Source organism: Pseudoxanthomonas sp. Root65 (assembly GCF_001427635.1).
In the GTDB taxonomy this organism is placed as follows: domain Bacteria; phylum Pseudomonadota; class Gammaproteobacteria; order Xanthomonadales; family Xanthomonadaceae; genus Pseudoxanthomonas_A.
In genome coordinates, this window is record NZ_LMHA01000001.1 from 2087268 (window position 1) to 2112347 (window position 25080).

20 protein-coding genes, 1 other RNA gene and 3 pseudogenes are annotated in these 25080 nt (G+C 69.5%); 20 read left to right on the forward strand and 4 right to left on the reverse strand.

Annotated features, from left to right (window positions below; all coding sequences use genetic code 11):
- Positions 1 to 21: 21 nt before the first annotated feature.
- The 3 genes from nusB to thiL are packed head-to-tail and all read left to right on the forward strand — an operon-like array spanning position 22 to position 1703.
- Positions 22 to 489 carry a transcription antitermination factor NusB gene (gene nusB / locus ASD77_RS09305; protein ID WP_055940231.1) on the forward strand — a complete coding sequence of 156 codons (468 nt, stop codon included), beginning with the start codon at positions 22 to 24 and terminating at the stop codon, positions 487 to 489.
- A gap of 1 nt (position 490) precedes the next feature.
- On the forward strand, positions 491 to 742 hold the full coding sequence (locus tag ASD77_RS09310) for a hypothetical protein (RefSeq protein WP_055940233.1): 252 nt from the start codon (positions 491 to 493) through the stop codon (positions 740 to 742).
- Between the two features lie 7 nt (positions 743 to 749).
- Positions 750 to 1703, forward strand: coding sequence for a thiamine-phosphate kinase (thiL, locus tag ASD77_RS09315; RefSeq protein ID WP_055940235.1), 954 nt, complete (start codon positions 750 to 752; stop codon positions 1701 to 1703).
- Positions 1704 to 1865: 162 nt separating this feature from the next.
- On the opposite strand, the gene ASD77_RS09320 is transcribed toward thiL, so the two are convergent.
- The 3 genes and pseudogenes from ASD77_RS09320 to ASD77_RS09330 all read right to left on the reverse strand — a co-directional run.
- On the reverse strand, positions 1866 to 3251 hold the full coding sequence (locus tag ASD77_RS09320; RefSeq protein WP_055940237.1) for an FAD-linked oxidase C-terminal domain-containing protein: 1386 nt from the start codon (positions 3249 to 3251) through the stop codon (positions 1866 to 1868).
- A gap of 23 nt (positions 3252 to 3274) precedes the next feature.
- Positions 3275 to 3664 (reverse strand): YraN family protein, encoded by a 390-nt coding sequence (locus ASD77_RS09325; protein WP_055940240.1) that lies wholly within the window; start codon positions 3662 to 3664, stop codon positions 3275 to 3277.
- Positions 3654 to 4919: pseudogene (locus ASD77_RS09330) on the reverse strand (penicillin-binding protein activator); the annotation flags it as partial. The gene ASD77_RS09325 and the pseudogene ASD77_RS09330, both read right to left, overlap by 11 nt.
- A 215-nt stretch (positions 4920 to 5134) precedes the next feature.
- Here ASD77_RS09330 and rsmI point away from each other — a divergent pair.
- From rsmI to rnpB, 3 genes are all read left to right on the forward strand, one after another.
- Positions 5135 to 5965 (forward strand): 16S rRNA (cytidine(1402)-2'-O)-methyltransferase, encoded by an 831-nt coding sequence (rsmI, locus tag ASD77_RS09335; protein ID WP_055940242.1) that lies wholly within the window; start codon positions 5135 to 5137, stop codon positions 5963 to 5965.
- A gap of 27 nt (positions 5966 to 5992) precedes the next feature.
- Entirely contained in the window at positions 5993 to 7168 is a 1176-nt protein-coding gene (chrA, locus tag ASD77_RS09340) for a chromate efflux transporter (protein ID WP_055940244.1), read from the forward strand.
- A gap of 46 nt (positions 7169 to 7214) precedes the next feature.
- An RNA gene (gene rnpB, locus ASD77_RS10415) (RNase P RNA component class A) lies at positions 7215 to 7564 on the forward strand.
- A gap of 205 nt (positions 7565 to 7769) precedes the next feature.
- Here the strand turns inward: rnpB and ASD77_RS09345 are convergent.
- Entirely contained in the window at positions 7770 to 8540 is a 771-nt protein-coding gene (locus ASD77_RS09345) for an NRDE family protein (RefSeq protein WP_055940245.1), read from the reverse strand.
- Between the two features lie 321 nt (positions 8541 to 8861).
- Between ASD77_RS09345 and mraZ the strand changes: the two genes are divergently transcribed.
- The 14 genes and pseudogenes from mraZ (at position 8862) to ftsZ (ending at position 24780) form a co-directional block, all read left to right on the forward strand.
- Complete coding sequence (gene mraZ, locus ASD77_RS09350) at positions 8862 to 9308, forward strand: division/cell wall cluster transcriptional repressor MraZ (RefSeq protein WP_055940247.1); 447 nt, start codon at positions 8862 to 8864, stop codon at positions 9306 to 9308.
- 80 nt (positions 9309 to 9388) lie between these two features.
- On the forward strand, positions 9389 to 10396 hold the full coding sequence (rsmH, locus tag ASD77_RS09355; RefSeq protein WP_082563249.1) for a 16S rRNA (cytosine(1402)-N(4))-methyltransferase RsmH: 1008 nt from the start codon (positions 9389 to 9391) through the stop codon (positions 10394 to 10396).
- A complete protein-coding gene (gene ftsL, locus ASD77_RS09360; RefSeq protein WP_055940252.1) occupies positions 10393 to 10656 on the forward strand; it encodes a cell division protein FtsL in 264 nt (87 codons plus the stop codon). The genes rsmH and ftsL overlap by 4 nt, the downstream gene beginning before the upstream one ends.
- Positions 10653 to 12362, forward strand: a pseudogene (locus ASD77_RS09365) (penicillin-binding transpeptidase domain-containing protein); the annotation flags it as partial. The gene ftsL and the pseudogene ASD77_RS09365, both read left to right, overlap by 4 nt.
- A 146-nt stretch (positions 12363 to 12508) precedes the next feature.
- Positions 12509 to 13981, forward strand: a complete 1473-nt coding sequence (locus tag ASD77_RS09370; protein ID WP_200947372.1) for a UDP-N-acetylmuramoyl-L-alanyl-D-glutamate--2,6-diaminopimelate ligase — start codon at positions 12509 to 12511, stop codon at positions 13979 to 13981.
- Positions 13978 to 15357 (forward strand): UDP-N-acetylmuramoyl-tripeptide--D-alanyl-D-alanine ligase, encoded by a 1380-nt coding sequence (murF, locus tag ASD77_RS09375; RefSeq protein ID WP_055940259.1) that lies wholly within the window; start codon positions 13978 to 13980, stop codon positions 15355 to 15357. Before ASD77_RS09370 ends, murF begins: the two co-directional genes overlap by 4 nt.
- Positions 15347 to 16432 (forward strand): phospho-N-acetylmuramoyl-pentapeptide-transferase, encoded by a 1086-nt coding sequence (gene mraY, locus ASD77_RS09380; protein ID WP_055940260.1) that lies wholly within the window; start codon positions 15347 to 15349, stop codon positions 16430 to 16432. Before murF ends, mraY begins: the two co-directional genes overlap by 11 nt.
- Positions 16432 to 17745 carry a putative lipid II flippase FtsW gene (gene ftsW, locus ASD77_RS09385; RefSeq protein ID WP_055940261.1) on the forward strand — a complete coding sequence of 438 codons (1314 nt, stop codon included), beginning with the start codon at positions 16432 to 16434 and terminating at the stop codon, positions 17743 to 17745. The genes mraY and ftsW overlap by 1 nt, the downstream gene beginning before the upstream one ends.
- An 8-nt stretch (positions 17746 to 17753) precedes the next feature.
- Positions 17754 to 18809: pseudogene (gene murG / locus ASD77_RS09390) on the forward strand (undecaprenyldiphospho-muramoylpentapeptide beta-N-acetylglucosaminyltransferase); the annotation flags it as partial.
- A gap of 136 nt (positions 18810 to 18945) precedes the next feature.
- Positions 18946 to 20397, forward strand: coding sequence for a UDP-N-acetylmuramate--L-alanine ligase (gene murC, locus ASD77_RS09395; protein WP_055940263.1), 1452 nt, complete (start codon positions 18946 to 18948; stop codon positions 20395 to 20397).
- On the forward strand, positions 20394 to 21353 hold the full coding sequence (locus ASD77_RS09400; protein ID WP_055940266.1) for a D-alanine--D-alanine ligase: 960 nt from the start codon (positions 20394 to 20396) through the stop codon (positions 21351 to 21353). The genes murC and ASD77_RS09400 overlap by 4 nt, the downstream gene beginning before the upstream one ends.
- Positions 21353 to 22138 carry a cell division protein FtsQ/DivIB gene (locus ASD77_RS09405; protein ID WP_055940268.1) on the forward strand — a complete coding sequence of 262 codons (786 nt, stop codon included), beginning with the start codon at positions 21353 to 21355 and terminating at the stop codon, positions 22136 to 22138. The genes ASD77_RS09400 and ASD77_RS09405 overlap by 1 nt, the downstream gene beginning before the upstream one ends.
- Complete coding sequence (gene ftsA / locus ASD77_RS09410) at positions 22135 to 23370, forward strand: cell division protein FtsA (RefSeq protein WP_055940270.1); 1236 nt, start codon at positions 22135 to 22137, stop codon at positions 23368 to 23370. Before ASD77_RS09405 ends, ftsA begins: the two co-directional genes overlap by 4 nt.
- 183 nt (positions 23371 to 23553) lie before the next feature.
- Positions 23554 to 24780: a cell division protein FtsZ gene (gene ftsZ / locus ASD77_RS09415; protein WP_055940273.1), complete on the forward strand. Its 1227-nt coding sequence runs from the start codon at positions 23554 to 23556 to the stop codon at positions 24778 to 24780.
- The last annotated feature ends 300 nt before the right edge of the window (positions 24781 to 25080 follow it).

Consider the following 25080-nt stretch of genomic DNA (forward strand, 5'->3'; position numbering starts at 1 on the left):
CCCCGCAGTCCAGGAGCCGACGTGAGCCGACATCAACATCCCCACCGCAAGGACGGCGTCGATCCGGTCACGCGTGCGCGTGCGCGCCGCCGTGCGCTGCAGGCCGTGTATGCGTGGCAGATGTCGGGTGGCGAAGTCGGCCAGGTCATCGCGCAGTTCGCGCACGAGCAGGCGCACGAGATCGCCGACCTCGAGTACTTCGAGGACTTGGTGCGCGGCGTCGTCCGCCATCGCGCGTCGCTGGACGAGGCCCTGCTGCCGTTCCTCGACCGCACGGTGGAGGAAGTCGATCCCATCGAACGCGCGGTGCTCCGCATCGCCGCCTACGAACTGATCCATCGCATCGACGTGCCGTACCGCGTAGTGCTGAACGAGGCCATCGAGACCGCCAAGCGTTTCGGTTCCGAGCATGGGCATACCTACGTCAACGGCGTGCTCGACCACGCCGCCGTCGCATGGCGCCCTGCCGAGGCGCAGGCACGGCGCTGACGTGTCGGGCGGCGACGCGCGTTTTCCCGCCGACGAACGCGAGGCGCTGCTGGCGCTGAAGGGCGTCGGCCCGACCGTCGTGCAACGGCTGGAGCAGATGGGCATCGCCTCGCTGCGGCAACTGGCCGCCGCCGAGGCTTCCGGGATCGTCGCCAGTGCGGCCGGTCTGACCGGCGCTTCGTGCTGGAAGAACAGCCCGCAGGCGCGTGCGGCGATCCAGGTCGCCATCGACCTGGCGCGTTCGCGCGGCTGACCACGTGATGGCGACCGGCGAATTCGACCTGATCGCCCGCATCCGTGCCCGCGCGGGGACGCGCGACGACGTGGTGCTCGGCATCGGTGACGACGCGGCCCTGTTGGCGCCACCGCTGGGCCTGCAACTCGTGGTCACCGCCGACACCTTGAATGCCGGTATCCATTTTCCCCACGACAGCGTACCGGCTGACATCGGCTGGAAATCGCTGGCCGTGAACCTGTCCGATCTCGCCGCGATGGGCGCCGCGCCCGCCTGGTGCACGCTCTCGCTGTCGTTGCCGCACTCGGATGCGGCGTGGATCGACGGCTTCCTCGATGGGTTCCTTGATCTGGCGGAGCGTCATGGCATCGCGCTGGTCGGCGGCGATACCACGCGCGGTCCGCTGTCGATCTCGGTGACGGCGATGGGGCTGGTCGAGCCCGGTCGCGCCCTGCGTCGCGATGGCGCGCGCGTGGGTGATGACGTGTGGGTGACCGGCACGCTCGGCGATGCGGCGGGTGGTCTGGCGCGATGGTCTGGCGAGACGGTCCCTGCGCTGCGTGCGCGGCTGGACCGTCCATCGCCACGCGTGGACGCAGGTCGCGCGTTGCGAGGCATCGCCACCGCCTGCGTCGATGTCTCCGACGGCCTGCTGGCCGATCTTGGCCACATCGCATCGCGCAGCGGCGTGGGTGCGCAGGTCGCTGTCGATGCCTTGCCGATGTCGGAGGCCTTGCGCGCGGCGTTCGATGAAGCGACCCGCACCGCATTGCAGGCCAGCGGTGGCGACGACTACGAGCTGTGCTTCAGCGCGCCGGCGGATGCGCGCGACCGCGTGGAAGCGCTCTCATCGCAGCTCGGCCTGCAGATCACCCGTATCGGCCGCATGGCGGCGGGGGAAGGTGTGCAGGCGGTGCATGCCGATGGCCGGCCATGGTCGTCGGAGCGCCGCGGTTACGACCACTTCGCAGCACCGTGAACATGCCTGTGGATGTGGGAGCGACGTAAGTCGCGATCGCTCCACGCTGGCAATACCGCCTGCAGCAACGAAAACGCGCCGCAGCGCACGCGCAACGGGAATGACCGGGTCTTCGCGCAGAGGTTGGGCCCACGATCGCGACTTACGTCGCTCCCACAGTATTCATCCCGCGCGCGGCGGCAGCACCTTGCCGGGGTTGAGGATGCCATCGGGATCCAGCGCAGCCTTTACTGCGCGCATGGCGTCGAGCGTGGCGGCGTTGAATGCATCGGCCATGAAGTCGCGCTTGCTCAGGCCGATGCCGTGTTCGCCTGACAGCGTGCCACCCAGCGCCAGTACCTGCGCGAAGACCTTCGGCAGCGCGGCATGCGCGCGTGCGGTTTCGGCGGCGTCGCCATCGTCGTACATGATGTTGACGTGCAGGTTCCCGTTGCCGGCATGGCCGAACACGACGATGGGCAGCGTCGCATCGCGCGACAGCGCTTCCATTGCCCCCACCAGGTCCGGAATGCGCGAGACCGGCACCACCACGTCTTCGTTGATCTTGCCGGGCCGGATGGTGCGCAGCGCCGGCGACAGCGCGCGCCGCGCCGCCCACAGGCGGTCGCGCGCGGCACCGTCCTGCGCCACATCCAGCGCGAGCATGCCATCGCCTTCGGCGGCATCGGCGAGCGCCTGCAGCGCGTAGGGCAGGGTGTCGTCGTCGCCGTCGGCTTCGACCAGCAGCATGGCGCCCGCCTCGGGGACGTCGCTGCCGTTGCGGCGGATCAGCGCGATGGCGCTGCGGTCCATGAACTCCAGCATCGTCGGCGTCGCCGGTCGCGCCATGATCCGCGAGACCGCGGCCGCCGCCGTGGCGGCGTCGCGGTAGAGCACGCGCAGTCCTGCCTGCGCCCGTGGCCTGGGTGCGAGCTTGAGCGTGGCTTCGACGATCAGCGCCAGTGTGCCCTCGCTGCCGACGAGCAGGTGGGTGAGGTCGTAGCCGGTGGCGTCCTTGGTGTAGGCGCCGCCGCAGCGGATCAGCTCGCCCGCACCGGTCACGGCGACGATGCCGAGCACGTTGTCGCGCGCGGTGCCGTACTTCACCGCGCGCGGGCCGCCGGCATTGGTGGCGAGATTGCCGCCGACGCTGCAGAGCTCGGCGCTGGAAGGGTCGGGTGGCCAGAACAGGCCGTGCGGCGCCAGCGCCTGCTGCAGTTCGCCATTCAGTACGCCCGGCTGCACCACCACGCAGCGGTCGGCGGCGCGGATGTCGACGATGCGGTCCATGCGCGCGAACGACACCACCACGCCGCCCTGCGTCGGCACGGCCGCCCCGGTCGTGCCGGTGCCCGCGCCACGCGCGACGATCGGTACGCAGTGCGCGCGGCACAGGCGGACCAGCGCGACGACGTCGTCCTGCGTGCGCGGCAACGCCACGGCCGCCGGCATCGTCCAGCGCCGTGAATCGTCGCCGCCGAACGGGCGGCAGGCTTCGCCGGTCAGCCAGCCATCGCCGAGCCGGGTCGACATCGCATCGTGCAGGGCGGGAGGAAGGCGTTCGTCCATCGCGCCATTGTAGGTGCCGTCGATCAGATCTCGTCGGCCCTGAAGGCATCGCGGATCCACTCGAGACGCGGCGATGCCGGATCGCCCTGCGCATCGATCACGTCGAACCGGCACGGTGCGTCGGCGAGTGCCGGATGGTCCTGCAGGAAGCGCTGCGCCGCGTGTACCAGCCGCCGGCGCTTGCCGATGTCGATGGACGCCATGCCGCCGCCGAAGGCCTGCGACTGGCGGTAGCGCACTTCGACGAACACCACCGCAGGCGTGCCCCGCTGCGTCGCGTCCAGCATCACCAGGTCCAGCTCGCCGCCGCGATAGTTCGCGTTGGCCGCAATGCCCGTCAGTCCGGCGCGCCGCAACAGCTCGCGCGCGGCGATTTCGACGGCGTGCCCGCGTGCGCGGCGATCAACCGCCATCCGCGATCGGTGCGGGGCGGCCACCGGCGAACGTCGACCACGAGGGCGTACGCACCACGTTGCCGAAGCCATCCAGTTGCAGGCGTCCGGTGGCGCCGCGAAGGTCGGCATTGACCCCCGTGGCGAGCTTTTCCAGATAGGCGGTCAGCAGCCAGGCGTCGTAGCCGAAGGCGAACAGGCGGGCAGCGGCGCCGCGCGCGGTCGGCACGCGTTCGCCGGTCATGCCAGCGGCGGGCAGGGCCGGCACGCCGCGCGAGGTCCAGGTGTCGGTCGGGAAGGCGATGCCGTCCAGCGCCATGTCTTCTTCCGGCTTGCCGGTGCCCGAGGTCAGCTGCGAAGTGCCCACGCGCGTCTTGCCGCCCAGGCCGGCCAGCGCCAGCTGCGGCGTCAGCGCGCGCGCGGTGCCGCCACGCACCGCGAGGAACACCGCATCGGCGCCTTCCTGCGCGGCGGTGGCGAGCGCGGCGGACAGGTCGCCCGGTGTGTCCTGCACGCGGATCACCCGCGTCACCTTGCCGCCGCGTTCGGCGAAGCGTTCGGCGAACGCCTGCGAGGCGCGCCGGCCGTTGTCGTCGCCGCCTTCGATGACCAGCGCCGCGCGGCGCTCGCGCGCGTACAGGTATTCGGCGGCCGCCAGGCCATCGTCTTCCGGCGCCAGCGAGAAGCCGGCGTTGCCTTCCGGCACGCGGACCGTGCCACGGTTGAGCACCAGCATCGGCGTGCTGAGCTGCGGTTGCTGGAACAGCGCGCTGACTTCGTCGCGGCCGAGCGGACCGACCACGAAATCGGCGCCTTCGGCGGTGGCGCGCGCATACGCCGCGGTGGCGCCGGCGGCCGTGCCGGTGGTGTCGTAGAACTGGATGTCGGGGCGCCGGCGGCGCTCGCCGTAGTAGCCCGCCAGCAGGCCGTCGCGCACCGGCGCGGCGGCGGTGGCCAGGTTGCCGGACAGCGGCAGCAGTACCGCCAGCTTCACCGGCGGACGGTAGCCATCGGCCTCGGCGGGCGGGCGGTTGCCGGCGTCGAACCGCCATTGCGCGCCGCGATCGAACGGGCGCGGCAGCGGCAGGCCGCGGCGCTGCAGGGCGCGGCCGGCGAAGGTGTACAGCGGGTCGCCGGTCGGCAGGGCGGCGGCATCGCGGGCCAGGGTGGCGTCGTCGAGCGTGGCCAGCAGGCGGTCGATCTCGTTCCCGTTATCGGCACGCGCCTGTCCGCTGAGGGCGGCGTCCTGGCGGGCCAGCGTGGCGGCTGCTTCGAAAGCGGGGGCAAAGCGCGTCGCCGACGTGGCAGGGCCTGCGCCCGGCGTGGTCGCGCAGCTGGCCAGTACGGCGACCAGCAGCAGCGCCATCAACGTCCGGACAGGACGGATGCGGGAAGAAAGCGTGCGTGCGACAGGCAGGTCCAAGGGCATCGTCGGTGTTCAGGCAGGGGAACCGGCTACGATTCTACCCCCAGCCATCGAGCCCCACTGGAATGCCTGCCGGAACCCTGTTCATCGTCGCCACCCCGATCGGCAACCTGGGCGACCTGACGCCCCGCGCGCTGGAGACCCTGAAGGGCGTGGCGGCGATCTGCGCCGAGGACACGCGCCGCAGTGGCCAGCTGATGTCGCACTTCGGCATCTCCACCCCGCTGCTGGCCCTGCATGAGCACAACGAGGAAGCGCTGTCGCAGCGCGTGGTCGAACGCCTGTTGTCTGGCGACTCGCTGGCCCTGGTCAGCGATGCGGGCACGCCGCTGGTCAGCGACCCCGGTTTCCGGCTGGTCCGCGCCGCGCGCGCGGCCGGCGTCAAGGTCAGCCCGTTGCCGGGGGCCTGCGCGGCCATCGCGGCGCTCAGCGTGGCCGGATTGCCGAGCGACCGCTTCAGCTTCGAGGGCTTCCTGCCGGCAAAGGCGTCCGCGCGGCGTGAGCAGTTGCAGGCCCTGGCCGGCGAGACGCGCACGCTGGTGTTCTACGAGTCCTCGCACCGCATCGCCGAGTCGCTGGCCGACATGCGCGCGGCCTTCGGCGACGACCGCCCGGCGGTGCTGGCGCGCGAACTGACCAAGCTGTTCGAGACCGTCCTGGACGGCACCCTGGCAGACCTGCATGCGCGCGTGCAGTCCGACGAGAACCAGCGCAAGGGGGAATTCGTGGTGATGGTGCAGGGGGCGGGCGACGACCTGGAGGCGCGCCTGGTCGAGGGTCGCCGGGTCTACGCGCTGCTCAGCCAGCACCTGCCGCCCTCGGCGGCGGCCAAGCTGGCGGCGGAGATCACCGGCGCGCCGCGCAAGGCGTTGTACGGAATGAAGCCGGACGCGTGAGCGCGTGCCGCCGGCGCGGATGACGTGATGGAGGCCTTGCGCGTCTTCCTCGTATTCCTGCGGCTGGGGCTGACCTCGTTCGGCGGTCCGATCGCGCACCTGGGCTACTTCCGCGAGGCGTTCGTCGTCAGGCGCCAGTGGCTGGCCGAAGCCGAGTACGCCGATATCGTCGCGCTGTGCCAGGTGCTGCCGGGACCGGCCAGCAGTCAGGTGGGCATGGTGCTGGGGCTGGGCCGCGCCGGTCTGCCCGGTGCGCTGGCCGCGTGGTGCGGCTTCACGCTTCCCTCCGCGCTGCTGATGGTGGCGCTGGGCGCCAGCCTGACGCAGTGGCGCGATGCGGTGTCCGAAGGCCTCGTCCATGGATTCAAGCTGCTCGCGGTCGTTGTCGTGGCACAGGCGGTGTGGGGCATGGCGCGCGTGTTCTGCCGCGATGCCGTCACCTGGCTGCTGATGCTGGCGTGCGCGGTGGCGCTGTTCGCCTGGCCGATGGCCGGCATGCAGGTTGGCGTGATCGTCGCCGGCGCGCTGGTGGGACTGGGCCTGCAGGTCCGCGGAACCGCTTCGCCGCCGACGCGGATGCCAGGGCTGCCGTCGCGACGGGTGGGCGGGCTGGCGCTGTCGGCGTTCGCCCTGTTGCTGGTGGCGTCGTGGGGGTGGTCGGGCACGGCGTCGTCGGTGGCGGTGTTCGGTGCGTTCTATCGCGCCGGCGCGCTGGTGTTCGGCGGCGGACACGTGGTGATGCCACTGCTGCAATCGGGCGTGGTAGCGCCGGGCTGGCTGCATCAGGACGCGTTCCTTGCCGGGTACGGCGCAGCGCAGGCTGTCCCGGGCCCGATGTTCACCTTCGCCGGTTACCTGGGTGCCGCCATGCAGGCTGGCCCTGGCGGATGGGTGGGCGGTGCGCTGGCGATCATCGCGATCTTCCTGCCGGCATGGCTGCTGGTGATGGGCGTGTTGCCGTTCTGGCAGCGGATGGTCGCAGTACCGCGTATGCGGAGTGCGTTGGCGGGCATCAATGCGGCCGTGGTCGGGCTGCTGCTGGCGGCCGTGTGCGATCCGCTGTGGTCCAGCGCGGTCTCGGGCATCGCCGACGCGATGGTGGTGGTGGCGGGGTTCGTGGCGCTGGTGTGGGCGCGCCTGCCGGTGGGCTGGATGATCGTGGCGATGCCGCTCGCCGGCATGGCACTGCACGCACTGGCCTGACGACGCTGCCGACCGGGCAGGGAGGCTGTGCGACAATGCGCGCGGCGGAGCCGGCCAGACAGTCGCGTCATTGGAAACAATGCCGAGGAAAGTCCGGGCTCCACAGGGCACGGTGCCAGGTAACGCCTGGGCGGCGCGAGCCGACGGAAAGTGCAACAGAAAGATACCGCCTAAGACTGTTTCGGCAGGACGGCAAGGGTGAAATGGTGCGGTAAGAGCGCACCGCGAGTCCGGCAACGGACCGGCACGGCAAACCCCACCGGGAGCAAGACCAAATAGGGAGGCTATGCTGCGGCCCGCAGTGTCTCCGGGTAGGTTGCTTGAGCGTAACGGTGACGTTGCGCCTAGAGGAATGACTGTCCACGACAGAACCCGGCTTACCGGCCGGCTCCGCCGCTTTTCAAGCGCCGCCGGCGCTTTGAAAAGCCCCAAGGTTTGCGGCGCAAACCTTGGGCCCCAGGCCCTCGCGGCCATACCCCCACCCGCACCTGCGGTGCGGATCGCCCCCTGACTCAGGGGGCTGATGAGGCGCGCCTCGGACACTTCTCTTGTGGGAGCGACGTAAGTCGCGATCGCGGACTTTCAGCTGCGGTAGAGCTAGCTACGCACCGGTCCCGACCCGCAACGTCGTCTCGCCCTCGAACACCCCCTCCGGCCCGAACCTGCGCTCGCTGATCCAACCGTGCCCGCCGTGGTCGATGGCGATCAGGGTGCTGGCGCGGGTGCCGTAGCGCTCGCTGCGGATGAAGGCGGGCGACAGCATGCGTTCCAGCTCCAGGCCGACGCCCGTTTCCGGGAGTCGGTCATCGGGCGCGGGCGTTTCATCCGCCAGTGCGGCCCACAACGGGGCGACATCGTCACTGCCGGAACCCACCCAGTCGGCCAGCCGCGCCTTCAGCGCCATCGTCTTCGGCCACGGCTCGTCGAGGTCGCCGTTGGACAGGCCGTGCAGGCCGGGCGCGAGGGTGATGCGGCGCGGCGTGGGGTAGTTGCTGACGTACTGGCAATCCGTCGCGTCGGCCAGCAACAGGTTGAAGGGGGCGAACGCTTCGGCGGCAGCCAGCAGGCCGATGGCGCGCTGGTCGGCGCTGTCCGGCGATTGTAGGAAGCCCGCTGCCAGTTGGCCACGCGACGGCGCGCCCGGGATCTGGATGGCGGGGTCACGCACGTTGGTCACCACCGCCATCCGGCCACTGGCGTCCACGCCGGCCCACGTGCCGCCGGACTGCAGGTCCTGCCCCGCCATCATGGCCCGCGATTCCGCCCACCGGGCCAAGGGCGCGGTAGGGCGGCCATGGAATTCATCCCGGTTGCCGGCCAGCACCAGGCGCCAGCGCGGGTGGACCTTCCAGGCGAGGGCGACGAGGCACATGGGGCCGATTCTGGGCCCCCGATTCGCGCAGTTCCAGCCCGGCAGGCGACGACGCTACGGCCTTGATGTGAAACGACGGTCACCTCACTGAATCGTTCCTCAATCTCAAAATTTGAGACGAAACAGCAACTTGTGGATAAGGTTTGAACAAGTCTCTGAAGTTCGCTGCAAGCCATTGATCCGCCAAGCGATTTCCGCCCCGCATTCCTGTTGACAACCCTGTGCGCGGTGCTAAGGTGGGCAACAGAGGGAAAACCGGGTTTTCAGTGGTTTTTCGTGGTTCAATTGATCGCTCATTCGCGCGTCGGGAAGGCAAGGCCTGTGTTTCAGGGTGAGACCGCCATCACAGTGGACGACAAGGGACGGCTCGCGGTGCCCACCGCGTACCGCGACCTTGTCGCGCGCGAGTGCGGCAACCGTCTGGTCATCACCTACAACCCCTTCGAGGCCGGCAGCCTGTACCTGTACCCCGAAAAGGTCTGGCAGCGGGTCCGCGACGAGGTCAGCAAGCTCCCCAGCACCCAGAAGGCGCACCGCAGCCTGCAGCTGAAGCTGATCGGCGCCGCGTCGCCGGTCGAACTGGACGGCAATGGACGCATCAGCGTGCCGGCCAGCCATCGCAGCGCGGTGGGCATCGAGAAGAAGGCCGTGCTGCTGGGCATGGGCGAGAAGTTCGAACTCTGGAGCGAACAGGCGCATCACGCGCAGATCCGTCAGACCCTCACTGACGACGATCTGAGCGCACACATGCTCGAGCTGCGCTTGTGAACCCGGGTGACGGCAAGCGGCAGTCCGCGCCGGCCGGTCACCTTCCAGCGCTGCACTTGCCGGTGTTGTACACGCAGGTCATGGAAGGGCTGCAGGTGAAAGAGGACGGGACATATCTGGACGGCACCTTCGGGCGCGGAGGCCATGCGCGCGGCGTGCTGCAACAACTCGGCCCGGGAGGCCGGCTGCTGTTGATGGACAAGGATCCCGACGCGATCGCCCATGCCGAACAGACGTTCGCGGGCGATGCGCGCGTGTCGATCTTCCGCGGTAGTTTCGCCTCGCTGGCGGAATGGAACGAAACCGCCGCCGGCCTGGATGGCGTGCTGCTCGATCTGGGCGTGTCGTCGCCGCAGCTGGATGTCGCCGAGCGCGGCTTCAGCTTCGGCAAGGACGGCCCGCTGGACATGCGCATGGACCCGGAGTCCGGCGAGAGCGCGGCCGAGTGGATCGCCCGCGCCGACGAGCGCGACATCGCCGATGTGCTGTGGACCTACGGCGAAGAGAAACAGAGCCGCCGCATCGCCCGCGCCATCGTCGCCCGTCGCGCGACACAGCCGTTCACCCGCACCGCCGACCTGGCGGCGGCGATCGCGTCGGTCATGCCGCGCGGCGAAAAGATCCATCCGGCCACGCGCAGCTTCCAGGCCATCCGCATCCATATCAACCGCGAGCTGGCGGACCTGGAAGCCGGACTGGATGCGGCGCTGGCGCGGCTCAAGGTCGGTGGGCGTTTGGCGGTGATCAGCTTCCATTCGCTGGAAGACCGCATCGTCAAGCAGTTCATCAACAGGCATGCCAAGGCGCCGCCGGCCAATCGCCGCTTTCCGGTGGCGGTGGACTTCGTGCCCACGCTGCGCGCGATCGGCAGCGGGCAGAAGGGCGAGGCCGACGAAGTGGCCTCCAACCCGCGCGCCCGCAGCGCGGTGCTGCGGGTGGCTGAGAAGCTGGGCATCGGGAATGGGGAGTCGGGATTCGCAATAGCGGACAGCGGCATGGGTGCCGGTTCCGGCCCTGCTGTGGCTTCCGCTTCCCGAATCCCCAATCCCGAATCCCCAATCCCGGCCTCCACAGGAGGCACCGCATGAGCCGCTTCCTGATCATCGTGCTGGTGCTGGCCAACATCGCCTCGGCGATCGGCGTGGTCTATGCGCGTCACCGCCATCGCGTGCTGTTCGATGAAGTGACGCGGCTGGAGCGCGCGCGCGACGAGCTGAACGTCGAGTTCGGCCGCCTGCAACTGGAGCAGGCCACGGTCGCCGAGGCCACGCGCATCGACCAGGTCGCGCGCGTGCGTCTGGGCATGAAGTTCCCGGAAGCGGCCGACGTGGTGGTGATCCGCCCATGACCGCCGCGCCCGCCAAGAACCGCAACCGCGCGCGTTTCAACCTGCGCGGCCGCCTCGCGCTGGTGCTCGGCGCGATGGGCTTGTGCTCGGTCAGTCTGGTCGGGCGCGCGGCCTATGTGCAGCTGATCAACCACGATTTCTACCAGCGCCAGGGCGATGCGCGCTTCCTGCGCGAGATTCCCATCCCCACCTCGCGCGGCATGATCACCGACCGCAACGGCGAGCCGGTGGCGGTGTCCTCGCCGGTGGAATCGGTGTGGGGCAACCCGCAGGAGCTGCTGAAGGCGCCGGATCGCCTGCCCGAACTGGCGCAGGTGCTGGGCGTGCCGCTCGACCATCTGACCCATCGCCTGTCGCAGAAGGCCGACAAGGAATTCCTGTACCTCAAGCGCCGGATCAACCCGGATGAGGCGCAGAAGATCCTCGCGCACCGGATTCCCGGCGTGTTCTCGCAGCGCGAGTTCCGTCGCTTCTATCCGCAGGGGCCGGCGATGGCCCATGTGCTGGGCTTCACCAACATCGACGACCGCGGCCAGGAAGGCCTGGAACTGGCGTTCGACGAATGGCTCAGCGGCACGCCGGGCGCGCAGAAGGTGATCCGCGACAACCGCGGCCGCATCGTCGAGAACGTCGACCTGATCCGCTCCGCGCAGCCGGGCAAGGACCTGACGCTCAGCATCGACCGCCGCATCCAGTACCTGGCGCACCGCGAGTTGCGCAATGCGCTGCTCGAGCACCAGGCCAGCAGCGGTTCCATCGTCATCATGGACGTGGCCACCGGCGAAGTGCTGGCGATGGTCAACCTGCCGACCTACAACCCCAATGCGATCGAGCGGGTGAAGCCGGATGCGCGCCGCAACCGCGCGCTGACCGACATGATCGAGCCGGGTTCGACGATGAAGCCGCTGACCGTCTCGACGGCGCTGAAAGCCGGCGTGGTGACGCCATCGACGCTGGTCAACACCAATCCGGGTTACATGGCGTTGAACAGCCGCTACACCATCCGCGATGTGCCGCGGAACAACGGTGTGCTGACCGTCACCGGCGTGATCACCAAGAGCTCGAACATCGGGTCGATCAAGATCGCCGAGAAGCTGCCGAACGCGTATTTCTACGAGAGCATCCACAGCTTCGGCTACGGCCAGAAGCCCGGCAGCGGGTTCCCGGGCGAGTCCGCCGGCATGCTGGCGCCGCCGGATCGCTGGAACGGCCTGCAGAAGGCCACCATGTCCTACGGCTATGGCCTGGCGGTGACGCCGCTGCAGATCGCGCGTGCTTACTCGGCACTGGGCAACGGCGGCAGACTGGTGACGCCGACGTTCGTGAAGGGCCAGCGCAGCGAAGCGCCGCAGGTGCTGGATCCGGCCATCGCGAGTGAAGTCGTCGGCATGATGGAAACCGTGGTGACGCAGGGTGGCGCCAAGCGTGCCGGCGTGCTCGGCTACCGCGTGGCGGGCAAGACCGGAACCGCCCGCATCGCGTCCGGCGGCGGCTACGCGAAGGGCCGCTACGCCTCGTTCTTCGCTGGTCTGGTGCCGGCCAGCAATCCCCGCTTCGCCGCGGTGGTGGTGATCAACGATTCGCAGGAAGGCGGCTACTACGGTGGCCTGGTGGCCGCGCCCGTGTTCCACGACGTGATGGACGGGACGCTGCGCCTGATGGACGTGCCGCCGGACGACATCGAAGCATGGCTGGCCGCGCAGGCGAAGAACGCGAACGCGCCTGGCGGCAGCGCGCCGGCTCCCGCGCCGACGCCGCTTGCCGACGACGCGGTCGACACGATGGATCCGTCCGCGTTCGATGCGCCGCAGGCCGCCCTGCCGGCGACGGGTGCGACGCGATGAGGCGGATGATGGCGCTCGCCGAACTGCTGCCCGACGTGGACGTGCCGCGCGACATCGTCGTGCGCGGCCTGACGCTGGACAGCCGCAGCGTGCAGCCCGGCGATGCCTTCGTCGCGATCGCCGGCTTCGGTGCGCATGGCCTGAACTTCACCGCGCAGGCGAAGGAGAATGGCGCCAGCGCGATCCTGTTCGAGCCGCCGGTGCCGGAAGGGCTGGAAGCGCCACGCGACGCGATCGCGGTGCCCGGCCTGCGCGCACGCATGGGCGTGATGGCGGACCGTTTCCACGCCGCACCGTCGCACGACATGAAGATGGTCGGCGTCACCGGCACCAACGGCAAGACATCCACCGTGCAGTTGCTGGCGCAGGCCTGGCACCTGCGCGGCGTGCGCTGCGCGACCGTCGGTACGCTCGGCGCCGGCATGTATGGCGAAGTGGTGCCCACCGGCTTCACCACACCGCTGGTGTTGCAGATGCACGCGTTGCTGGCGCAGTTCCGCGATGCCGGGGCCAAGGCTGTCGCGATGGAAGTCAGTTCGCACGCGCTGGACCAGGGCCGCGTGGACGCCGTGCATTTCGATGTCGGCGTGTTCACCAACCTCACCCGCGACCATCTGGACTACCACGGCGACATGGAGCGTTATGGCGCCGCCAAGTCGCTGCTGTTCTTCCGCACCGGCCTGAAGGCGGGCGTGATCAACCTCGACGATGCCTACGGCCGCGAGCTGTTCGCACGGCTCCCGCATGGCCTGCAGCGCATCGGCGTGAGCTCGCGCGGGCAGGCCGACGCCAGCGTGCGTGCGGACGCGCTGCGCCTGGACGGCAACGGCATCGCGTTCGACCTGGCACTCGGCGACGACGTCCAGCCGGTGCAGTCGCGCCTGCTGGGTCGCTTCAACGTGGACAACCTGCTGGCGGTGGCCGGCGCGCTGCATGCGCTGGGCGATACGCCGGCCGACATCGCGCGCACGCTGTCGCGGCTGGCGCCGATCCACGGCCGCATGAACCGGCTCGGCGGCGACAGCGATGCGGCCGGCAACCGCCGCCCGCTGGTCGTCATCGACTACGCGCACACGCCGGATGCGCTGGAACAGGCATTGGCCAGCCTGCGCGACCACGTGCAGGGCAGGCTGTTCTGCGTGTTCGGCTGCGGCGGCGACCGCGACACCGGCAAGCGGCCGCAGATGGCGGCCATCGCCGAGCGCCTGGCGGACGTGGTGCTGGTCACCGACGACAACCCGCGCACCGAGGACGGCGACCGCATCGTGGCCGACATCATGGCCGGCTTCGCGAAGCCGGACGCGATCCTCGTGCAGCGCGACCGTGCGCAGGCGATCGCCCAGGCGGTCGCGCAGGCCGGACCCGACGACATCGTGCTGGTGGCTGGCAAGGGCCACGAGCCCTACCAGGAAATCCACGGCGTGAAGCATCCGTTCGACGACACCGCCGTGGCCCGCCAGGCGCTGGAGGACCGTCGATGAAGCGGCTTCCCCTTTCCCTGCTGGCGCATTGGGCGGGCGGCGAACTGATCGGCGATGACCTGGTGATCGGCTCGCTGACCCACGACACCCGCGCGCTGGTGCCCGGCAGCTTGTATCTGGCTTTGCGTGGCGAGCGCTTCGATGGCCATGACTTCGCCTACGACGCCGCCATGCGCGGTGCCGCCGCCGTACTGGTGGATCATGAAGTGAAGGTCGAGGTGCCGCAGGTGGTGGTGCCGGACACGCTGCTGGCGCTGGCGCGCATCGCCGCCGGCCTGCAGCGCGATCGCGTGGAGAAGACGGTCGCGATCACCGGCAGCAACGGCAAGACCACGGTGAAGACGCTGGTGGTCGCCATCCTGCAGCGCGCCGGCGTCACCTACTTCAATCCCGGCAACCGCAACAACGAAATCGGCCTGCCGATGGCCGTGATCGAGGCGCCGGACGATGCCGATTTCGCGGTCTACGAGATGGGCGCGGGCAAGCCGGGCGACATCGCCTACCTGACCGACATCGTCACGCCGGAAGTCGCGCTGGTGAACAACATCGCCGCCGCGCATCTGGAACGGCTGGGCTCGCTGATGGGCGTGGCCGAGACCAAGGGCGCCATCTACGAGGCGTTGCCCGCCGACGGCACGGCGGTGATCAATGCGGACGACGCCTTCGCCGAGTATTTCGCCAGCCGCGTGGCCGACCGCCGCATCCTCCGCTTCGGCCTGGAGGCGACCGCCGACCTGACCGCGCGCGACATCCGCACGACGGCCGACGGTTCGGACTTCGTGCTGGTGGCGCCGCATGGCGAGATCGCGGTGCAGTTGCACCTGCCGGGCCGACACAACGTCCTCAATGCGCTGGCCGCTGCCGGCATCGCGATGGCCTGCGGTGTGTCGCTGGCGATCATCGCCGACGGTCTGTCGGCCGCGCAGCCGGTCGCCGGTCGCCAGGTCGCGCACACGCTGCCGAACGGCGCGGTGGTGATCGACGACAGTTACAACGCCAATCCGGGCTCGCTGATCGCGGCCATCGACACGCTGGCGGCTGCCAGCGCGCAGGCGGGCGGCGAGGGCTGGCTGGTGCTGGGCGACATGCGCGAACTGGGCGACGACGCCGAGGCGCTGCATGCCGACGCCGGTCGTCGCGCGAAGGCCGCCGGACTGCGCCGTCTGTACACGCTGGGCCCGCTCAGTGCCGCCGCCGCCGCCGCCTTCGGCGAGGGCGCGCACGCCTTCGACGACCACGCCTCGCTGGCCGACACGCTGCGCGGCGGACTGCGCGACGGCGTGCGCTGCCTGGTCAAGGGTTCGCGCGGCAGCGCGATGGACCGGATCGTCGCCGCCTTGCTGTCCACCGGGGAGGACACACCGCATGTTGCTTGAACTGGCTCGCTGGCTGCAGAGCCTGGAAAACTTCTTCGGCCTGTTCGGCTATCTGACGTTCCGCGGCATCCTGGCCGCGCTGACGTCGCTGGCGCTCTCGCTGTGGCTGGGCCCGGCGGTGATCCGCAAGCTCGGCCAGCTCAAGGGTGGCCAGCCGATCCGCAAGGACGGTCCGCAGTCGCACTTCTCCAAGGCCGGCACGCCGACCATGGGCGGCGCACTGATCCTGATGACGGTGCTGCTGTCTGTGCTGCTGTGGGGCGACCTGCGCAACAAGTACGTGTGGGTGGTGCTGCTGGTGATGCTGACGTTCGGCGCCATCGGCTGGTACGACGACTGGATCAAGATCGTCAAGCGCGATCCCAATGGCCTGAAGTCGCGCTGGAAGTACCTGCTGCAGTCGATCTTCGGCCTGGCCGCCGGCCTGTACCTGTACCTGTACGCCGACGTGCCGGCGGCCACGACGTTCTACGTGCCGTTCTTCAAGTCGATCGCGCTGCCCCTGGCGGGCATCGGCTTCGTCGCCATCGCGTACTTCTGGATCGTGGGCTTTTCCAACGCGGTCAACCTGACCGACGGCCTGGACGGGCTGGCGATCATGCCGACGGTGCTGGTGGCCTGTGCGCTGGGCGTGTTCGCCTATGCCTCGGGCAATGCGGTGTTCTCCAGCTACCTGCAAATCCCGCCCGTGCCGGGGGCGGGCGAGCTGACCATCATCTGCGCGGCGATCGCCGGCGCGGGCCTGGGCTTCCTCTGGTTCAACACCTATCCGGCGATGGTGTTCATGGGCGACATCGGCGCGCTGGCGCTGGGCGCCGTACTGGGCACCATCGCGGTGATCGTGCGCCAGGAACTGGTGCTGGTGATCATGGGCGGCATCTTCGTCATCGAAACGCTGTCGGTGATGATCCAGGTGGCGTCGTTCAAGCTGACCGGCAAGCGCGTGTTCCGCATGGCGCCGATCCACCACCACTTCGAACTGAAGGGCTGGCCGGAGCCGCGGGTGATCGTGCGCTTCTGGATCATCTCCGTCGTGCTGGTCCTCGTCGGCCTGGCCACGTTGAAGGTGCGCTGATGAACGACACGCCGCGCCAGGCCACGCGACTGGACGCCATCGGGGGCCGTTTCGACCCCTGGCTGCTCGGCGCCATGCTGGCGCTGGCGTCGCTGGGCGTGGTGATGGTGGCGTCGGCGTCGATCTACCAGCACGGCAACCCGTTCTACTACCTGGTCCGCCACGGCATGTTCCTGGTGGCCGGCGCCGGACTGGCGTGGTGGGTGACGCGCACCGAACTGAAGAGCATCGAGGCGCGCAACCACCTGCTGCTGCTTGGCTGCGTGGTGTTGCTGCTGATGGTGTTCGTGCCCGGACTGGGCGTGAGCGTGAAGGGTGCGCACCGCTGGATCAACGTGGGCGTGTCGAACTTCCAGGTGGTCGAGGTGGTGAAGGTGTTCTTCATCGTCTGGCTCGCCAGCTACCTGGTGCGCTTCCGCGACGAGGTCAATGCGACCTGGGCCGCGATGCTGAAGCCGCTGGGCGTGGTGGTGGTGCTGGTCGTGCTGCTGCTGCTGCAGCCGGACTTCGGTTCGTCCTCGCTGCTGCTGGCGATTACCGCCGGCATGCTGGTGCTGGGCGGCGTCAACATGCCGCGCATGTTCGGGCCGGTGCTGGTCGGGTTGCCGCTGCTCGCCATCGTCGCCATCGCCGAGCCGTACCGCATGCGGCGCCTGACGTCGTTTTCGGACCCGTGGGCCGATCCGTTCGGCAGCGGCTACCAGCTGACCAACGCGCTGATGGCGATCGGTCGCGGCGAGTGGGCTGGCATCGGTCTGGGCGGCTCGGTGCTGAAGCTCAACTACCTGCCGGAAGTGCATACCGACTTCATCTTCTCGGTGATCGGCGAGGAACTCGGCTTTGTCGGCATCTGCCTGGTGGTGGCGCTGTATGCGCTGCTGGTCGGTCGCGCCTTCGTCATCGGCCTGCGCTGCGTGGAGATGCGCCGCCACTTCGCCGGCTATGTCGCCTTCGGCGTGGCGCTGTGGATCGGCATGCAGAGCTTCGTGTCGATGGGCGTGAACCTGGGCCTGCTGCCGACCAAGGGCCTGACCCTGCCGCTGATCTCCTCCGGCGGTTCGAGCATCCTGATGACCTGCGTGGCGATGGGCCTGCTGCTGCGCGTGTCGTACGAACTGGAGCGCACCCAGCGCCAGGTCGCATTGCGGGGCGAGGCCGTGCAGGGCGGCAACGAGGCGCCGCGTGCGCCGGTCGATCCGCGCCCGACGACGCCTGCGCCCGCATCGGTCGCGGCGTCATCGCTCTCGCAGACGCTGCGCGGCACCCGCCGCCCGCAGCCGCGCGTCGAGCCGACGTTCGAGAGGCTGGCATGAGCGCGGTGATGTCGGCTCCCGTCATGATCATGGCCGGCGGCACCGGCGGCCACATCTTCCCCGCGCTGGCCGTGGCCAAGGTGCTGCGCGCGCGTGGCGTGCCGGTAGTGTGGCTGGGTGCCGACGGGGCGATGGAAACGCGACTGGTACCGCCGCACGACATCCCGCTGGACACGCTTGCCATCACCGGCCTGCGCGGCAAGGGCTCGCTGGCCCTGCTCGGTGCGCCGGTGCGCGTGCTGCGCGCGATCCGCGCCGCTGGCTTCGTGCTCCGTCGCCGTGCGCCGCGCGCGGTGGTGAGCTTCGGCGGGTTCGCCGCCGGTCCGGGTGGTGTCGCCGCGCGGCTGCTGGGCCTGCCGCTGCTAGTGCACGAGCAGAACCGCGCGGCCGGCTTCACCAACCGCATGCTGGTGAAGGTCGCTCGCCGCGTGATGACGGGCTTCCCCGGCGCCTTCCCGAAGCGCGAGGAAGTGGTCGGCAATCCGGTGCGCGAGGAGATCGCGACGTTGCCCGCACCGGCCATCCGCTTCGCCGCTCGCACCGGCCCGATGCGCGTGCTCGTGCTTGGTGGCAGCCAGGGCGCGCGTGCCTTGAACCTGGCGGTTCCGCAGGCGATCGCGGCCCTGCCGGCGGGCAGCGTCGACGTGCGCCACCAGTGCGGCGAGAAGCTGCGCGACGAAGCGGCCAAGGCCTATGCGGACGCCGGCGTGGCGGTGCGCGTGGAGGCCTTCATCACCGACATGGCCGAAGCCTACGCCTGGGCCGATCTGGTCGTCTGCCGTTCCGGCGCCTCCACGCTCGCCGAGCTCTGCGCCGTCGGCGTAGGCAGCGTGCTGGTGCCATTCGCGCAGGCCGTGGACGACCACCAGACCCGCAACGCCGAATACCTGGTCGAGCGCGATGCCGCCGTGCTGCTCAAGCAGGACGAGGCACTGGCCACGACGCTGGCCGCGACGCTGCGCGACCTCGCCGGCGACCCCGCCCGCCGCCTGGCGATGGCACAGGCCGCGCGCACGCTGGCGAAAACCGATGCGGCCGACCGCATCGCCGACATCATTCTTGAGGTGCAGCCGTGATTCGTGATGGGGGATTCGTGATTCGTGAGGGCAACAGCAAGCGAGGCGTCTTGACGCTGCGCGGGAGCACTTGTGCGAATCCCGAATCCCGAATCACCAATCCCGCGGCCACCGGAGGTGCCCCATGATCGCCGCCGCACGCGAGCGCCGCCTGCAGCACACCGGCAACCTGGCGCAGGCGTTCCGGCGGGTGCATTTCGTCGGTATCGGCGGCTCGGGCATGAGCGGCATCGCCGAGGTGCTGTGCACGCTGGGCTACGAAGTCTCCGGCTCGGACAACGCCGACAACGCCGCGACCCGCCGCCTGGCCTCGCTGGGTGCGCGCGTGATGCGTGGCCACAATGCGTCGAATGTGCTGGGCACCGACTGTGTCGTCGTCTCCAGCGCGATCAAGCACGACAACCCGGAACTGATGGAAGCGCGCAGCCAGCGCATCCCCATCGTGCCGCGCGCGGCGATGCTGGCCGAACTGATGCGCTTCCGTCGCGGCATCGCCGTGGCCGGCACGCATGGCAAGACCACCACCACCAGCCTGGCTGCGGCCGTGCTGAGCGAGGGCGGGCTGGACCCGACCTTCGTCATCGGCGGGCAACTGCTCGCCGCCGGTGCCAACGCCAAGCTCGGCGACGGCCAGTGGCTGGTCGCCGAGGCCGACGAGAGCGACGGCAGCTTCCTGCGCCTGAATCCACTGATCTCCATCGTCACCAACATCGATGCCGATCATCTGGAAAACTACGGCAACGACTTCGAGCGCGTGAAGGCGGCCTTCGCCGAGTTCCTGCAACGCCTGCCGTTCTACGGCCTGGCGGTGCTGTGCATCGACGATCCGGAAGTCGCCGCGATCGCCGCGGACACCCCGCGCCACGTGATGAGCTACGGCTTCGCCGAGAACGCCGACGTGCGCGCCGAAGAGGTGACGCAGGAAGGCGGTCGCATGCACTTCACCCTGCGCCTGCCGGAAGACGCCAGCATCCGCGTCAGCCTCGCGCTGCCGGGCCGCCACAACGTGCAGAACGCGCTGGCCGCTGCCGCGGTGGGCTGGCAGTTGGGCGTGTCGCCGGAGAATATTGCGGCCGCGCTGGAAAAGTTCGCCGGCATCGGCCGCCGCTTCAATGACCTCGGCGAGATCGCCACGCCGCAGGGCGCCCGCGTGCAACTGGTCGACGACTATGGCCATCACCCGAGGGAGCTGGCCGCGGTGTTCGCCGCCGCGCGCGGCGGCTGGCCGCACAAGCGCCTAGTGGTCGCGTTCCAGCCGCACCGTTACAGCCGCACGCGAGACCAGTTCGATGCCTTCGCCGCCGTGTTGTCGGAAGCCGATGCGCTGGTGCTGAGCGAGGTGTATCCGGCCGGCGAGCAGCCGATCGCCGGCGCGGATTCCAAATCGCTGGCGCGTGCCATCCGTGCGCGCGGCCGCAACGAGCCGGTGGTCGTCAGCCAGGTCAGCGACCTGGTCGACGTGCTGCCCGCCGTCCTGCAGGACGGCGATCTGCTGCTGCTGATGGGCGCCGGCGACATCGGCCACATGTCGCAGCACATCGCAGCGCACGGCTTCGCCGCGAAGGATCCCGCATGAGCGCGCTGACCGTGCCGCCGCTGCGCATCGCCGACGCATCACGTTTCGGCCGCGTCGCCGTGCTGCTGGGCGGGGTGTCCAGCGAGCGCGAGGTGTCGCTGAACTCCGGGCAGAACGTGCTCGACGCGCTGCTCGCGCGCGGCGTGCAGGCGTTCGCCGTGGACGGCGTGCCGGCGCTGGTCGAGGCGATCCGCGCCGGCAAGGTCGACCGCGTGTTCAACATCATGCACGGCGGCGATGGCGAGAATGGCGTGCTGCAGGGCCTGCTGCAGTCGCTGGGCGTGCCTTATACCGGCCCGGGTGTGCTCGGTTCGGCGTTGACCATGGACAAGATCCGCACCAAGCAGGTGTGGCAGGCCGCGGGTTTGCCGACGGCGAGCTTCGTGCGCATTGCCACCGGTGGCGATCTGGTCGCGGCGGTGCGCACGCTGGGCTTCCCGGTGTTCGTCAAACCGTCGGCCGAAGGCTCCAGCGTCGGTGTGTTCCAGATCCAGGGCGAGGACGACCTCGCGCCCGCGGTCGCGTTCGCCTCGACGTATCCCGGCGAGCTGCTGGCCGAGCAGATGCTCACCGGCGGCGAGTTCACTGTCGCCATCCTCGGTGACCTCGCGCTGCCGTCGGTGCGCATCGTGCCGGCGCAGGGCTGGTACGACTACCACGCCAAGTACATCGCCGAGGACACGCAGTACCTGTGCCCCGGCCTGGACGATGCCGGCGATGAAGCGCAGATCCGCGCGCTGGCGCTGGACGGATTCCGTGCGGCTGGCTGCAGCGGGTGGGGCCGCGTCGACGTGATGCGCCATGCCGATGGCCGCTTCCTGCTGATGGAAGTCAACACCGCGCCGGGCATGACCAGCCACTCGCTGGTGCCGAAGGAAGCGGCGCAGGTCGGCATCGGCTTCGAGGAGCTGTGCTGGCGCATCCTTGAGCAGACGCTACCGGAGGTGGCGGGCTGATGAACGCCGCCCTGCGCATCCTGACCTGGCTGATCGCGCTGGCGCTGGTGGCGCTGCCGGTCGTGGCCGTGGTCAACGGCTGGATCGGCGCCGATCGCTGGCCGCTGACCCGCCTGCGTGTGCAAGGCGAATTGAGCCGCGTGGATCCGGCGCAGCTGCAGGCCACCGTGCTGCCCTACGCGCGACGGGGCTTTTTCGCGGTGCGGCTGGAAGACGCCAAGCATGCGGTCGAGCAACTGCCGTGGGTGGAGCGCGCCGACGTGCGCAAGCGCTGGCCGGACGTGCTGGAAGTACGCATCACCGAGCACAAGCCGTTCGCGCGCTGGGGCAACGACAAGCTGCTGTCCGAACACGGTCGCCTGTTCCCGATGCCGAAGGAGCTGACCGGGCTGGAGCTGCCGCAGCTCGGTGGCCCGGATTCGCAGGTGCAGGAAGTGACCGCGCTGTACAACGAGTCGCGCCAGCTGTTCGCGCCGATGGGCCTGGACGTGACCACGCTGGTGATGGACGCGCGCGGCAGCTGGTCGCTGCTGCTGGGCAACGGCACGCAGGTCGTCGTCGGCCGCACCGACGCGCGTCCGCGGCTGGGCCGTTTCGCGCGGATGCTGCCGCAGCTGCTGACGGCCGCCCAGGCACAGCCGCTGGTGCGCGCCGACCTGCGCTACACCAACGGCTTCGCGCTCAGCTGGGGCGACGCACCCAAGGCGCCGCCGCCGGCTGCCACACCGACTCCATTGCCTGCGCCGATCGCGGTCGCAGGTCGTCTTCTGCAGGGCACTACATGAATCGCAAGGGTGACAAATCGCTGATCGTCGGGCTGGACATCGGCACCTCCAAGGTGACGGCGCTGGTCGGCGAGTACGCACCGGGCAATCCGATCGAGGTGATCGGCATCGGCTCGCACGAATCGCGCGGCCTCAAGCGCGGCGTCGTGGTGGACATCGAGTCCACCGTGCAGTCGATCCAGCGCGCGATCGAGGAAGCCGAGCTGATGGCCGGCTGCGAGATCCGCTCGGTCTACGCCTCGATCTCCGGCAACCACGTGCAGTGCCGCAACTCGCCGGGCATCGTGCCGATCCGCGACGGCGAAGTGACCTGGGGCGACCTGGACCGCGTGCTGGAAGCGGCCAAGGCCGTCGCCATCCCGGCCGACCAGAAGATCCTCCACGCCATCCCGCGCGAGTACAAGCTGGACAACTCGCAGGAAGGCATCCGCAACCCGGTCGGCATGACCGGCGTGCGCCTGGAAGTGGATGCGCACCTGGTGTTCTGCGCGCAGTCCGCCGCCGCCAACATCAGCAAGTGCGTGCAGCGCTGCGGCCTGCAGATCGACGACCTGATCTTCTCCTCGCTGGCCTCCAGCGTCGCCGTGCTGACCAGCGACGAGCGCGAGCTCGGCGTGGTGCTGGTCGACATGGGTGCGGGCACCACCGACCTGGCGGTGTTCGTGCAGGGCGCGATCTGCCACACCGCGTCGCTGCCGATCGCCGGCGACCAGGTGACCAACGACATCGCGCACATGCTGCGCACGCCTACGCCGGAAGCCGAGCAGATCAAAGTGCGCTACGCCTGCGCGCTGGCCCAGCTGGCCACGGCGGAAGAAAGCATCCAGGTGCCCAGCGTCGGCGACCGCCCACCGCGCCGCCTGCCGCGCCACGCGCTGGCGCAGGCCGTGCAGCAGCGCTACGAGGAGATCTTCGAGATGGTGCAGGCCGAACTGCGCCGCTCAGGTTTCGAAGAGCGCGTGCGCGCCGGCATGGTGCTGACCGGCGGCGCCGCGAAGATGGAAGGCGTGGTCGAACTGGCCGAAGAGATGCTGCAGATGCCCGTGCGCGTCGGTATCCCGCAGCACGTCACCGGCCTGGGCGAAGTGGTCGGCAACCCGGTGCACGCCACCGGCGTCGGCCTGCTGCTGATGGGCAGCCAGATCGAACATCCCCGGCGTCCGTCGCTGCCCACGGGCAAGGCGGGCAGCTGGTTCAAGAAACTGCAGAACTGGTACAGGGGCGAGTTCTGAGTGAAGAGGAGCGAGGAGTGAGAGGAGGCGTGAGATGCGAGGCGGGAATGGCGAGGAGCGGCGTGCTCTGCTCACTCCTCACTTCTCTCCGCTCACTCCTCAACTAAAGAGGCGAAGCAGTTCCGCGATACCGAAACACCGTTCCACCCAGCAACACATAACTAAATAAACGAGGACAAGGACATGGCACATTTCGAACTGGTTGAAAAGATGGCCCCGAATGCGGTGATCAAGGTCGTGGGCGTGGGCGGTGGCGGCGGCAACGCCGTGGCGCACATGGTCAACGGCAGCGTGGATGGCGTGGAGTTCATCACCGCCAACACCGATTCGCAGGCGATCAAGAACTGCGGCGCCAAGCTGCAGCTGCAGTTGGGCAGCAACGTCACCAAGGGCCTGGGCGCGGGCGCGAATCCGGAAGTCGGTCGCCAGGCCGCGCTGGAAGACCGCGAGCGCATCATCGACGCGCTGGACGGCGCCGACATGGTGTTCATCACCGCCGGCATGGGCGGCGGCACCGGCACCGGCGCTGCTCCGGTGGTGGCGCAGCTGGCCAAGGAGATGGGCATCCTGACCGTCGCCGTGGTCACCAAGCCGTTTCCGTTCGAAGGTCGCCGCCGCATGCAGGTCGCGCTGAAGGGAATCGAGGAACTGAGCCACCACTGCGACTCGCTGATCACCATTCCGAACGAGAAGTTGATCACCGTGCTGGGCCGCAACGCCACCATGATCCAGGCGTTCCGCGCCGCCAACGACGTGCTGCTCGGCGCCGTGCAGGGCATCGCCGACCTGATCGTCCGTCCGGGCCTGATCAACGTCGACTTCGCCGACGTGCGCACCGTGATGAGCGAGATGGGCCTGGCCATGATGGGCACCGGTTCGGCGCGTGGCGACGACCGTGCGCAGGCCGCCGCCGAGGCCGCCATCCAGAACCCGCTGCTGGACGACGTCAACCTCAACGGTGCCAACGGCATCCTGGTCAACATCACCGCCGGTCCGGACTTCACCATGGCCGAGTTCGACGAAGTGGGCCGCACCATCGAAGGCTTCGCCTCGGAAGACGCGACCGTGGTCGTGGGCACCGTGCTGGACCCGGACATGCAGGACGAAGTGCGCGTGACCGTGGTGGCCACCGGCCTGAACCGCAACGCCGCCCGCCAGCCGGTCGGCCGTGGCGGCGACCTGCGCGAGCCGATGCGCGCGCCGATCAAGCTGGTCCGCGACGCCACCACCGGGATGCCGATCGACGACGGCTTCTCGATGGACCCGATCAGCGCCGCCACCAGCGGCCTGGGCCTGCGTCGCGGCTCGGCCTCGCCGGCACCGTCGGCGCCGGCCTCCGCGCCGGTGGCGGCGGACCTGCCGTCGGACTACCTGGACATCCCCGCGTTCCTGCGCCGCCAGGCGGACTGATGTGATGTGCCCCTTCCCCCGCTTGCGGGGGAAGGCTGGGATGGGGGGGGCGAGCGGAGCCGACGATCTTCGGCAACGCATCGAAGGGCCGACTTTCAGGTCTTCGGTTTGCCCCCACCCCCAACCCTCCTCCGTGAACGGGGGGAGGGAGCAGATGTAGTGGTCGCACTGCCATGTCCCTTCGCTGCCGGACCTTCGCCGGTCCGGCAGCCCTTTCCCGGCGCGCTTACCAGCGCGTTGTTGCAAGGGTGGGACAGACCGGTTCTTCCGTTAAGATTCAGTGGTCTGCGTGATATTCTC